The following is a 12,203-nucleotide window of genomic DNA, read 5'->3' on the forward strand; positions in this document are numbered from 1 at the left end:
GAACTAAAATGTTGAGATGTGTGTTTCCTCTAAGTCTTATTTTTGTATTAAATGGCTGTGTGACTCATCATCAAGATCCAGTGAATACAAAAAGTTATGAGCAAATTAAAGGCTATACGTTAGTCAGTAAAGCTCAATTGGATTCTGATGGTGCAGCAGGTGTTGATACCTATTCGTTAATACGGGATGCATTTGGGCCTCGTTCAATAGAAGCACCTGACTTATATGGCAAAGCAAACCATCAAGGGGCGCGTCATATTACGGAATTGACCGATCCTGACATTGGCAACTACTTTAAATTTGTGATCCATAGAGACTTTGACCATGACAGAGATGTACTGGCTAAGAGTGATCGTCAGCGAAATGAAATAAAGGTTTATGGTCGTTCCGACTCGTCACTTAAAGGTTATCTAGGTAAAACCTTTGAGTATCGCTGGAAATTTAGAATTGGTAATGATCTTAAAGTCACTAAGCATTTTACACACCTTTTCCAACTGAAAGCGGTGAAGAAGTCGGGGAGTGATGCGCTAGTTAACTCACCCATATTAACCCTGACGGCGAATGTTAGGCATGGTCGAAGTGGCTTAGAAGTGAGACACGTTGGTTATAATGCGGATCACAGTGGCACGATTAATCACACCTTGTATCACTCGACCCAACATAACATTGATTGGCAAAAAGATATAACCGGTCGTTGGTTTGAGGTGTTTGTCAGAGCCAATTATGCCGAGCATGGCAGTCTCACAATGACTGTGACTCCTGTTGGTGAGAAGACCCCATTAATTGAGGTGCATGAGAGCAATATCGAATTATGGCGCTCTGGCACAGATGCCGACCATGGCAATTTTGTCCGTCCTAAATGGGGTATTTACCGTTCATTGAAAGCCAAGCAGCAATTAAATGCCGGTGAAGATGAGGTGGATTTTGCTAACTTTGAAGTAAAAGAAGTGAAGCCTGTGTACTAAACGAGAATAAGGAATAATAGATTGCTAGCTATTATTCCTTAACTTTTTTTCTTTAATCTAGTGCACTATAACTATGTTGTAGTAACAATATCAACGCTCAATAGAGTTCAATATTCAAAGTAAGCCCAATAAGTTAAAAGCATTCAATAGATCCGTAGAAATGGTGAACGGTGGGAGTTACCTGTCTGATAAATTGCAATAAAGGCAATAATGACAGTTGTTCAATAATCTGCAGCAACCGCCACAGATTGAAATGTAGTGCAGTACAACCATTAAAGAGCCAATCAACCCGGATAATGAGTGAACCTAAGCTTATCCATGCAAGTTGAGATGGGCAAATTGATAATCTAGCGGCAAGTTATCATCTTTCAATTAAGCACACAGTGAAGTCATCACCATAGAAATACAATCCAGTTAAGGTGCGCCTGGTTAGACAATGACGAAGACAGGGGCGTTATTATGAAAAACTCAGATAGATAAACATCCGTGTTTACCCGTTACAGTCAACCAGCAACATGACCTGTAATTGCAGAGCGATAAATTAATGCGGTATTGTTATGTTGATTGTGTCTATATGACAATGTCTTTGTTTTGTGCGTGTTGTGATAATCAGATAATCTACAACAGATGTGGGTAGCAAGACTTAAACAATAGAGGGGATAAATAAAGAAGCAGTTTAAGATCAAATAAACCCTATTTAACATAATATACATAATACGTACTTAAATAGTAAGGGGCTATTTAAGTAAAATGAGCATGTTTAGTACTGCGTTACTTATCTTTGAGTCTTGCTCTGCTTAATTTGGAGTTTGTCGTCTGCTGTGTTTGAGCTTGCTGTTGTGGTCTGTAATAAAATTGCTGCGTATAAACTATTGCGCCTACAAACGGTTCGTGTATTTAGGCGCAATAGTTTAAAAGAAATATTTTAAAAGAAACGTCACCTCTAGCGTTAACGCTTCTTAGCGTGTGGTTTGCCACCAGTTAGCGCGCTACGTAAAATGTGACGTGTTTTATTGGGAATACCCTTGGAGAATTTCATTCTGTATTGTTTTCTTGAACGGTACACTTTTACTGTGCCATCAAATGGATTTCCTTTAACGATGCTTTTACATTGATGCAGAAAATCTTTGTCTACGTGCCCCGAATAAGCACTCACGTCACCTTGTTTGAATTGAATTTTCATAAACGGCTTATCGTATAGCACGATGGCAAAGATAAGAATGGCGGCTAATAATATGACGTATAGCATGGGCACCTCGATGACGATTGAGAGTTAGTCGGATAAGAGTTTGTTGAGATCTTCTTTTAGTAAGTTTACCTTTAGACTGGCTTTTTCACTGCGCTGCGCTTCACTTAATAGATACTCAATAGCATCGGATAATGTACAACCCAATTCGTTGGCACGTAACGACAGTTTTTCCCATACTCGGTAGTCTAAATCGATGGATTTTTTCCTAGTATGAACTTGCTCAGCATTAAAATGACGTTTACGTTTTGCCCGAATCGCTTGTTTTAACTTGTTATCAAGCTCAAAAGACATGTGATTATCAATCCATTCCAGTACTTGCACAGGTTCATGCTCAATAGCTCTAAGAAGTTCAACTGCGGTGGCATCCACACTACTGTCTAAATGACGGGTAATGGTTTCTCCTTCCTTCCATTTTTTTATCAGGTAGTTCCATTTCCAGCCACACTCTAGGTTCTCTAACTGTTGATATTTCATGGTTTGAAATCTTAATCCGTTAAATTAAAAGGCAACACAGTGACAGCGTAACCCTTGAGATGGCCTTTGACAATGTTATGCATGGTGTTATTTGGCTTTGTGCACAAAATCAAAGCACGTCACAGATAACCTTTGGCAATTACATAGGTTAAATGACTATTTTTCGGGTTATCTGTCATTACCTTAGGTATACTAAGCCACAGTGTATATTTTAGTAATTATTTATGAAATCCATTGACTGGCGACTCGCTACTCCACAACATTCACACGTTATAGACTCTAGCCGAGCTTTATCTCAATACCCTGAATTTTCATTTAATTCTTTGCAACCAAGACTTGAGGCGACCTTAAAACGTTATCTTGCATTAGGTGCAAGCGCTCCGTTATTGGCAATTAATAGTTCCGATACCGTTACTGCACGTAAAGAGATTGCATCGCTACTGAGTTCTTTGACTGATTTCCAAGTTGAGCACACCGAATCCATAGCAGATAAAGAGCTGCTTGGAAGTTACGCGGTAACAAACTCCGGCGATTGCCAAACGTATACTGGTTTGCTTGAAAAGCTCAATAACGGTTACTTAATTATTTCTGCTAATGCATTGTTAGCTAAGCCAACTACCCTGCTGGCTATTCGTGCTTTACTGTCAGGGGAAGCGGTTTCCAGAGTTGCCACTGGAGATAATGCTTTTTCTCCAGTGCAAAACTTTACCAGTAGCGTCAAAGTTATTGTGGTGGGCGATCGCAATCAATTAGCCGATTTAGATTATTTAGATCCTGCATTTTCATCTTCTTATACCATGTTTACCGAAGTAGAGATGGACGTGCGCTTAGACTCAGTTACGGCACCTCTTTATCTAGGCTATGTGGCAAGTCTGGTACGCCAAGCGCAACTACCTGATTTAACCTCTGATGCTATCTATAGCTTTTTAACCGCAGGGGCTCGTGTATGTGAAGAACAACACTTTGTGCCCTTATCCTCCTCTTGGATTTGCTCGTTATTAACTGAAGCTGCCTTAGAGTCACAGTCACAGCCGATTGAAGCCAAACATATCGATGGTGCGCTGGAAGCCCGTTATTATCGTGAGTCTTATTTGCCAAACCGAGCATTGGATGACATTCTGGATGGTCAGGTATTGATTCAGACCGAAGGCAAGCAAGTGGGCCAAGTGAACGGATTAACCGTGATAGATGTTCCAGGCCATCCAGTGTGTTACGGTGAGCCTGCTAGAATATCGTGTGTAATCCATTTTGGTGATGGTGATGTGTCTGATGTAGAGCGCAAAGCCGAACTGGGTGGCAATTTACATGCAAAAGGCATGATGATCATGCAAGCATTTCTCAGTAGCGCCCTCGATCTTGATGAACCATTGCCATACTCAGCTTCTATTGTATTTGAACAATCCTACAGTGAAGTGGATGGCGATAGCGCATCGTTAGCGGAGTTATGTGCCTTTGTTAGTGCCTTATCGGGCTATGAAATTAAACAAAGCATTGCGGTAACGGGCGCTGTAGATCAGTTTGGTCGAGTGCAAGCCGTTGGTGGATTAAACGAAAAGATTGAAGGTTTTTTCTATGTGTGCGCGCATCAAGGATTAACGGGAGAGCAAGGGGTTGTCATGCCCGCCTCTAACCTTCGACATCTTTCTTTACATAATGATGTGATAGATGCCATCAAACAAGGACAGTTCCATATCTGGAGTGTCGAAGATGTGGATCAAGCTTTACGTATTATCACCGGACAGCAGTTCTGTGGTGACAGTGACGATACCATCTTAAATAAAATAGCCGAACGTATCGATAGGCTTAATCAACAAGAACTGGGCGAAAATTTAATTAAACGCCTAAAAAGAATGCTGTTTAAGGACTGATCGGAGTTGTAAGCACCATAGTGCATCACATAAGATGCATGTTCAAAATATCTGGAGACTCAAAACAATGCAACAAAAACCTTGCGATATCGCAAACTCATATGATCGTGAAGACCTATTAGCATCAAGCCGTGGCGAGCTATTTGGCCCTCAAGGTCCTCAACTGCCCGCTCCTAATATGTTGATGATGGACCGTGTGACTAAAATGTCACAGACTGAAGGTGAGTTTGGCAAAGGTCTTATTACTGCAGAGCTAGATATTACTCCTGATCTATGGTTCTTTGACTGCCACTTCCCTGGTGACCCAGTGATGCCTGGCTGCCTAGGTCTTGATGCAATGTGGCAACTGGTTGGTTTCTTCCTTGGCTGGATTGGTGGCGAAGGTAAAGGTCGTGCGCTAGGTGTTGGCGAAGTGAAGTTTACTGGCCAAATCTTACCTACAGCGAAAAAAGTGACTTATGAAATCCAAATGAAACGTGTCGTTAACCGTAAATTGGTGATGGGCATGGCAGATGGTCGCGTTCTCGTTGACGGTAAAGAAATTTACGTAGCAAAAGATCTTAAAGTGGGCTTGTTCCAAGATACATCTAAGTTCTAAAACCTATCCCCGTCAGTAAATAAGCACAGTAATAGTTAATGAAAAGACAAAGCCACTCATTAAACCTGTGCTTAATAATATAAGCAATGGCCTAGGTCATTGCTTTGTCCTCCCTACCCTAAAGAATGGTTTTTATGCAGTGATACTTAATTGCGCTGATTCTTCCTTAATAACATATTAGTTATAGTGCGTTAGGTAATTTAAAATAAGGCCCCAAAATGGAGCCATAATAGAAGGAAGGTTATTTATAAAGACCGGACTCTACATCACCTTTTGCGTCTCGCCAACCTCCTAGCCACTGAGATTTAGCATCGGTTTGTTGGTATGGGCAAGTATCGCTAGAACGACCATTTAGACCCGCTTTATAACCTTGGGACTGTGCTCTCTCAAGACGGTCGCGTTTTTGTCTCTTCATAGTTAATCCTCTAACCTTTTATTTAAGCAACTTAGGGCTATAACTCGCTACTTTCAACATAAATGTTGTTGATAACACTTGGCAACAGATGATCTTAACAATCCTTATGAATACAATTAAGTCCTAGCAATTCCCATTGAGTGGCCATAGTTAATCAATGCCTCCCTATCAATGTCTTTGCTACGCTTCATCGATTCATTTGCAGTGCATGATATTCAACGCCCTGTATAAGATTCGTCCAAAAACACGATTTTCTCAAGTATAAAAAAAGGACAAGCTCATAAATTGTGAGTTTGTCCTAATTTAACGTAATGGCTATTGAGCAAAGATAACTAGCGTTTGTATTTTCTGCGAACACCCGCTAAAGCTAATAAAAGCAAAGACCATGGTCCCAAACTGCCCGCTTGACGACTGATCGCTTCTTGTTCAACACTGCGAGGTATGATGGTCACAGTTGCGTCAGGATCATCAAGATCAACCGTTGGCTCCAGTTTAACGGCCACCACTTTCTCAATGTCAGTACCGCCACCACAGTAGGCATTATGTCCGGTGTTATCATAACCACTGGCACAATATAATGCAGTCGCCGCGATTTCACCTTTATCATTAATGTCTGATGCGGCAATGATACGGTAATGGTTATTAGTGCCTGACACGTTTTCGTCATTGGTTAAATCATCTAACCACCAAGCTTTGTTTTCAAATAAGGCGCGACGATGAGCATGAGTGCCCGTAAAGTCATAAGGGTTAATAAAGCCTCTATGTCTACGTTGCTTACCATTATATTCTCGCGCCGTTTCAGCATCTATGGTACCCACAATTTCATTGTAGTTATTCACAGAAGCGGCAATACCACCTGAACCAACAAAGAAGATAGACTCACTCGTTTCAGACAAATAGGTGGCCTTCGGCGTGTCAGCATTAGCATCAGCAACAAAAATACGGCTGGCTGCTGCACCATTTTCAGGGTAATAACCACTACGTTTTGACTCGCCAATGACTAACAAGTTGTTGTTAATGTCTGTGGCTCGAGAGTTGGAGTAAATATAATGATCACCATGTTCCACTTCTGCGCCAGAGATATAGGTGGATTGCCACTGGTTATCTTGGGTTAAATCTAGGCTATCTTTGTCAATCGGTCTAAATACAGCCGCTTGCATTAGCAAGTTATTGCTGTCACGGCGGGTATTATAACCAACTAATATTGGTTGGCCTTCGTAATCTCTGGCATCAGGGTAAATAGGAGCAGAATCCGTTGAACCTTCACTAGCAATTAACTCATGATTAGGAACAATAGCGCCACGAATACTGGACATATACGACTTTTCAGAGCGGTTAGACTCTGTATCATTGCCATGGCCATCCGTATTCCAAACCGCCACTGACACACCACTGGTACCCGACTTATTCCACACAAACCCTTTGGTCGAAAAAGCAAAGTTTTGGCAATTAGGCGATGCACCCGGATCATCTATAGCCACATCATTACTGAAACAGCGGCCAACATCACGACCGTCATAATCCTTTGAGCTGTCTCTGTAATCAAATGGCGTAACAGAGGCACTACCAACGATAAAGGTTTCACCGGTATCGTCTGCTGGGTATTTGAAAGAATCAAATGCCATAGTGCGACCCATTTTTGTGACAATGTCACTTACCGCTTTGCCATTAAAGGTGGTGGGTGGAGGCAAAATAACATCGCCCACAAACCCACGCTCACGATAAGCGAGGCCATATTGACTATTTCCTAATTCATAATAACCACTGCTGGTTAAGCCAATGATGTCATCATCGACACTAAATGCATTGACCACTACGTTATTAGAATCTGCCACTAAGCTACTAGAGCCACCTGGCTTATAATCCGACGTTGGGTTTTGCATCAACTTCTGACCGGAATTATCGAAACCATGAGCATTGGCTGTATAGCCTTGATAAAAGGCTTCACGCTCTCGCTCTAAGCCACCCGCTCCGTTAATACCATGCCATTGGCGTTCAGACCAGTTTTCACAACTGTTGTAACCGAGTTGACGATAACAATAGCTTTCAAGATCATACCAATCTAAATAAGTGAACGTATTGTCCATGCCAAAAGGGGCTTCATCACGAAACGGGATGCCATCGGTACCATCTCGGGTGTCACCGGCGATATTCCCCTTACTATCAATGGCACTGCCGTATGACTCATTACCCAAACTGGTGTTAATTGGAACAATTTTATAAAGACTAGTATTGGCACTGGCGCCAAACGAGGCCAAGATTAAACCGGCCACGGCTGATAATTTAAAGATACAACTGCGATTCAAAATATCTTATTCCTGCTGCATTGCTTCGAGCTCTTCCCAACGCTCAAATGCGATTTCTAATTCCTGTTCCTTAGACGCTAATTGTTCAAGTACAGGCTGTGTTTCTTCTACAGGAAGGGCAAAAAATGCCACGTCATTAACTCTTTCCTGTAGGTTATCAATTTGTTGTTCGAGATCTTCTAAAAGTTGCGGTAATGATTCTAACTCACGTTGCAACTTATACGACAACTTTTTGCTGGTATTGCGACTTGGTTTGCTGGCTGGTTTAGGATTAACCACTACCTCACTGCTGCTTGCGACAAATTCTTTGCGAGAAGCAAGAACCTGTTTCCGCTGCTGCTGTGCATCATGATAACCACCAACAAACTCTTCAATGCGCCCATTACCTTCAAAAATCCAACTGGCCATGACAGTGTTGTCCACAAATTCACGGTCGTGACTGACTAAAAGTAATGTCCCCTGATAGTTGGCAAGCAAATCTTCTAAAAGTTCCAATGTTTCGATATCTAAATCATTGGTCGGTTCATCGAGTACCAATAAATTGTTCGATTTAAGGAAAATTCGCGCCAATAATAAGCGGTTTTTCTCACCACCAGAAAGCGCCTTAACCGGTGAACGAGCACGACGAGGAGAGAACAAGAAATCTTGCAAATAACTTAATGCATGACGCTCACGGCCACCCACTGTCACTTCTTGTTTGCCATCGGCTAAGTTATCAATCACGGTTTTTTCAGGATCAAGGGCTTCACGGTATTGATCAAAATAAGCAATATCGAGTTTGGTACCACAGTGCAGACGACCACTATCTGGTTGTAATTCACCAAGCATCAACTTCAGCAAGGTACTTTTACCACAACCATTAGGACCAATTAAGGCAATTTTGTCGCCACGCATAACCGTGAAGCTAAAGTCATCAACAATGGTTTTGCCATCAATACTGTAACTCACATTTTGCGCTTCAAATACGATCTTACCACTGCGAGCACCGTCATCAATTTCAATTTTGGCTTTGCCCTGCACGGCTATTCTGTCTTTACGTTCGTTACGTAATTGCTTTAATGCACGCACACGCCCTTCGTTACGAGTACGGCGTGCCTTAATGCCTTGTCTTATCCAAGTTTCTTCTTGAGCGAGCTTTTTATCAAACTCCGCATTTTGTGCTTCTTCTACACGAATCGCTTCTTCTTTATCAATCAAATACTGTTGGTAGTTACCAGGAAACGATGACAATTTACCACGATCTAAGTCGACAATGCGTGTGGCCATAGATTGAATAAAGCTACGGTCATGGGAAATAAAGATAATGGCACCACGAAAATCTTTTAAAAAAGTCTCTAACCATTCAATGGTCGTCACATCCAAATGGTTGGTAGGCTCATCTAAAAGTAATACGTCAGGATCGCACACTAAGGCACGAGCAAGAGCGGCTTTACGTTGCCAACCGCCGGATAAGTCCGTGAGTAAAGTGTGGCCATCTAAAGCTAGCGCTTCTAATACATTAGTTATGCGGCTTTCAAAGCGCCACGCACCACTATGGTCCAACTGTTCTTGAACCTTAGATAAGCGATTAATGTTCTTTTCACTTGGGTCTTCAGCCACAAGATCCAGCAGATCTTGATAGATCTTAAGTTGCTTGCCTATCTCTGCCAGCCCTTGAGACACATACTCATAAACAGTACCCGCTTGATTACGAGGTGGATCTTGCTCTAGACGAGAAACCACGACATCTTGGGTAATTTGCATATGACCATCGTCCATTTGCACATCACCGGCGATGACTTTCATCAAAGTGGATTTACCCGCCCCATTGCGTCCGACTAAACAGACACGTTCATGCTCTTGTAGCTGAAAATCAGCTTTATCTAATAAAGGAATATCGCCAAACGCGAGTTGACCATTATGAATGGTAAGTAATGCCATTATTGTCTAACCAATGTTGTAATTGTTGTAAGTTAAAGGGCCAATTGAGCTGTGAATCATTAACAGAGACCACGGGGATAGTGACCCCGTAACGTGCAAACAATTCATCATCAAAAGCAATATCAATCACCTTGGCATGGATGCCACAGGTGGTGAGTTGTGCTTGCGCCAACTCACATAGATGACACCCTTCAGTACTATAAAGGATGACTGTCACTAATCCTCACTTGCTAAAGACACTAACCAGCAGTTATGAATGTGTTTATTGCGGGCAAAATCTAAAGGTAAGGTTTTATCGGAAATATTTTGTGCTTGCAGACCGAGCTCTTTTAACCCTTGCATATCCATTTTAAATTGACGCTTGTTATTAGAGAATACTATCGTCCCTTTGGCACGCAACAAGCGTTTAAGGTGCGTCATAAGCTGAATGTGGTCACGTTGAATATCAAAAGTTTGCTTCATGCGTTTTGAGTTAGAAAACGTAGGAGGATCAATAAAGATAAGATCGTACTGCCCAGTGGCTTTTTCTAACCATTGTAAACAGTCCGCTTGAATGAACTCATGCTGCTTGCCTTTAATCCCGTTAATGGCCAAGTTTTCTTTGGCCCAATCAAGGTAGGTATTGGACATATCAATGGTTGTGGTGGATTTAGCTCCCCCTACCGCAGCGTGTACAGTAGCACTGCCCGTGTATGCAAATAGATTTAAGAAGTCACACCCTGCCGCCATTTGACCAATCTTACGACGAGTGAGTTTATGATCTAAGAACAAACCCGTATCAAGATAATCAAAGAGGTTCACTTTTAAGTGAACGCCATACTCAGACACTTGCATCTGATGGGATTTTTGCGCCAATTTTTGATACTGACTAGTGCCTTTTTGCTTTTGACGTACTTTAAGCACCACGTTGTTGGCTTCGACTCCAGTCACTTGAATGCTGGCACGGATAATATCGGTTAAGCGACGCTTAGCCACTTCAGGGTCAATGGTTTTAGGTGCTGCATATTCTTGAATCACTAAATGACCCGGATAAACATCAATGGCCACATTGTAATCCGGCAGATCCGCATCATAAATACGGTAACAATCGAGCTGTTCTTTTTTAGCCCACTTGCCAATTTTGCCAATGTTCTTTTTCAAACGGTTAGCAAAATCAGGGGCCACTACTGCCTCGTGTGATGCACTAGCGGTATTGGCTCTCGCCTTACTAGAAATTGCGTAGTTCTTTTGCAAACAATTGAGTGCGCCGTTATTGGCTTTGTACTGTTTGTCAGCGCGCATTCTTAGGCAACTGAGTAGCTCATCGGAGCTGGAGAAAATAGACGCATTCCAACCGGCAAACTCAGCTTTAAGTTGCGCACCAAACGCCGAATAAAGGGCAATAAGGCCCGGTTCGGTACTTAAACGTTCACCGTATGGCGGGTTACAAATTACTGTCCCCTCTGTAGTGTCAGCAGGCGCGGTAATTTGTGTTGCGTCGCCAAGTCGAAAATCGATCAATCCTTCAATACCAGCACGGATAGCATTTTTCTTCGCGGTTTCTAAAACACGCGCATCGTTATCGTAGCCAATCACCGGTACGTCAAACTTATTAATGCCACGACGGCCCACCACTTTAGCTTCAGATTTTACTTCTGCCCAAAGTTCATAATCAAAGTCTTTAAGGTTCTCAAGACTCCAATTGGTACGCGCATGACCGGGAGCCACATTAGCCGCTAACATAACCGCTTCAATGAGCAAAGTACCTGAGCCACACATAGGGTCGATAAGCGCACTGCTTTTATTCCATCCACTGCGCATAACAATAGAGGCTGCTAGGGTTTCACGCAAAGGTGCGCGACCCGTCTCGGTACGGTAGCCACGTTGGTTTAAGCCCTGACCCACCATATCAATACCTAAAATGGCATCTTCACGATGCAAACGAACATGCACGCGAAGATCTGGACGATCTTTACTGATCTGAGGTCTAGGCAAGTTTGCTTTGGTAAAGGTATCCACAATGGCATCTTTTACCTTCATCGCCCCGTACTGGCTATTACGGATCTCTTTGTTCGTTCCGTTGAAATCTACAACAATCGATTTGTGCGCATCAAAGTGATTGGGCCAACGTATAGACATACACGAAAGGTACAAATCCATATCGTCTTGACAGTTAAACTCAGCCAACACTCGCACAAAACGAGAAGCGGTTCGAGTGGATAAACACGCACGATAAATTTGTTTAAGGTCGGCTTTAAAACGCACCCCTGCCTGCACGGGTTTTGGGTCTACTATCCCCAAGTTTTTAAGTTCTTCTACCAATAGATTTTCTAAGCCATTGGCCGTTACGGCAAGGTATTGATGCATGCTAATCACTAAGTTGCTAATAAAATGGCGTTAATTATAAACACTTCTCGTTATAAATTCCG

The 12,203-nt window shown here is 42.3% G+C and carries 10 protein-coding genes; 3 read left to right on the top strand and 7 right to left on the bottom strand.

Annotated elements, in window-relative coordinates; all coding sequences use genetic code 11:
• The first annotated feature begins 8 nt into the window (after window positions 1–8).
• The gene (locus tag OCU56_RS06510) at window positions 9–965 is read left to right on the top strand and encodes a hypothetical protein (protein ID WP_261874703.1); all 957 of its coding nucleotides are present in this window, start codon (window positions 9–11) and stop codon (window positions 963–965) included.
• Between the two features lie 949 nt (window positions 966–1,914).
• On the opposite strand, the gene OCU56_RS06515 is transcribed toward OCU56_RS06510, so the two are convergent.
• Together OCU56_RS06515 and matP are read right to left on the bottom strand one after the other, a co-directional pair.
• Entirely contained in the window at window positions 1,915–2,214 is a 300-nt protein-coding gene (locus OCU56_RS06515; RefSeq protein WP_261874704.1) for a DUF3634 family protein, read from the bottom strand.
• Between the two features lie 24 nt (window positions 2,215–2,238).
• The gene (gene matP / locus OCU56_RS06520; protein ID WP_261874705.1) at window positions 2,239–2,688 is read right to left on the bottom strand and encodes a macrodomain Ter protein MatP; all 450 of its coding nucleotides are present in this window, start codon (window positions 2,686–2,688) and stop codon (window positions 2,239–2,241) included.
• A 224-nt stretch (window positions 2,689–2,912) separates the two neighbouring features.
• On the opposite strand from matP, the gene OCU56_RS06525 reads away from it, so the two are divergent.
• Window positions 2,913–4,556 carry a Lon protease family protein gene (locus OCU56_RS06525; protein WP_261874706.1) on the top strand — a complete coding sequence of 548 codons (1,644 nt, stop codon included), beginning with the start codon at window positions 2,913–2,915 and terminating at the stop codon, window positions 4,554–4,556.
• A gap of 67 nt (window positions 4,557–4,623) precedes the next feature.
• Window positions 4,624–5,154 carry a bifunctional 3-hydroxydecanoyl-ACP dehydratase/trans-2-decenoyl-ACP isomerase gene (gene fabA / locus OCU56_RS06530; RefSeq protein ID WP_261874707.1) on the top strand — a complete coding sequence of 177 codons (531 nt, stop codon included), beginning with the start codon at window positions 4,624–4,626 and terminating at the stop codon, window positions 5,152–5,154.
• A 241-nt stretch (window positions 5,155–5,395) separates the two neighbouring features.
• Here fabA and rmf read toward each other — a convergent pair whose 3' ends face one another.
• The 5 genes from rmf to rlmKL form a co-directional block, all read right to left on the bottom strand.
• Window positions 5,396–5,569, bottom strand: a complete 174-nt coding sequence (gene rmf, locus OCU56_RS06535) for a ribosome modulation factor (protein WP_021715088.1) — start codon at window positions 5,567–5,569, stop codon at window positions 5,396–5,398.
• Window positions 5,570–5,901: 332 nt separating this feature from the next.
• A complete protein-coding gene (locus OCU56_RS06540) occupies window positions 5,902–7,875 on the bottom strand; it encodes a DUF3466 family protein (RefSeq protein WP_261874708.1) in 1,974 nt (657 codons plus the stop codon).
• Window positions 7,876–7,881: 6 nt separating this feature from the next.
• Complete coding sequence (locus OCU56_RS06545; RefSeq protein WP_261874709.1) at window positions 7,882–9,795, bottom strand: ABC transporter ATP-binding protein; 1,914 nt, start codon at window positions 9,793–9,795, stop codon at window positions 7,882–7,884.
• The gene (locus tag OCU56_RS06550; RefSeq protein WP_261874710.1) at window positions 9,773–10,012 is read right to left on the bottom strand and encodes a glutaredoxin family protein; all 240 of its coding nucleotides are present in this window, start codon (window positions 10,010–10,012) and stop codon (window positions 9,773–9,775) included. Before OCU56_RS06550 ends, OCU56_RS06545 begins: the two co-directional genes overlap by 23 nt.
• Window positions 10,012–12,141 (bottom strand): bifunctional 23S rRNA (guanine(2069)-N(7))-methyltransferase RlmK/23S rRNA (guanine(2445)-N(2))-methyltransferase RlmL, encoded by a 2,130-nt coding sequence (gene rlmKL / locus OCU56_RS06555; protein ID WP_261874711.1) that lies wholly within the window; start codon window positions 12,139–12,141, stop codon window positions 10,012–10,014. The genes OCU56_RS06550 and rlmKL overlap by 1 nt, the downstream gene beginning before the upstream one ends.
• Between the last annotated feature and the right edge of the window lie 62 nt (window positions 12,142–12,203).

This window comes from Vibrio rarus (genome assembly GCF_024347075.1).
Lineage (GTDB): Bacteria > Pseudomonadota > Gammaproteobacteria > Enterobacterales > Vibrionaceae > Vibrio > Vibrio rarus.

Coding starts and splice junctions, on each gene's coding strand:
- OCU56_RS06525 (WP_261874706.1), top strand. CDS start 2,913: ATGAAATCCATTGACTGGCGACTCGCTACTCCACAACATTCACACGTT.
- matP (WP_261874705.1), bottom strand. CDS start 2,688: ATGAAATATCAACAGTTAGAGAACCTAGAGTGTGGCTGGAAATGGAAC.
- OCU56_RS06510 (WP_261874703.1), top strand. CDS start 9: ATGTTGAGATGTGTGTTTCCTCTAAGTCTTATTTTTGTATTAAATGGC.
- OCU56_RS06515 (WP_261874704.1), bottom strand. CDS start 2,214: ATGCTATACGTCATATTATTAGCCGCCATTCTTATCTTTGCCATCGTG.
- fabA (WP_261874707.1), top strand. CDS start 4,624: ATGCAACAAAAACCTTGCGATATCGCAAACTCATATGATCGTGAAGAC.
- rlmKL (WP_261874711.1), bottom strand. CDS start 12,141: ATGCATCAATACCTTGCCGTAACGGCCAATGGCTTAGAAAATCTATTG.
- rmf (WP_021715088.1), bottom strand. CDS start 5,569: ATGAAGAGACAAAAACGCGACCGTCTTGAGAGAGCACAGTCCCAAGGT.
- OCU56_RS06545 (WP_261874709.1), bottom strand. CDS start 9,795: ATGGCATTACTTACCATTCATAATGGTCAACTCGCGTTTGGCGATATT.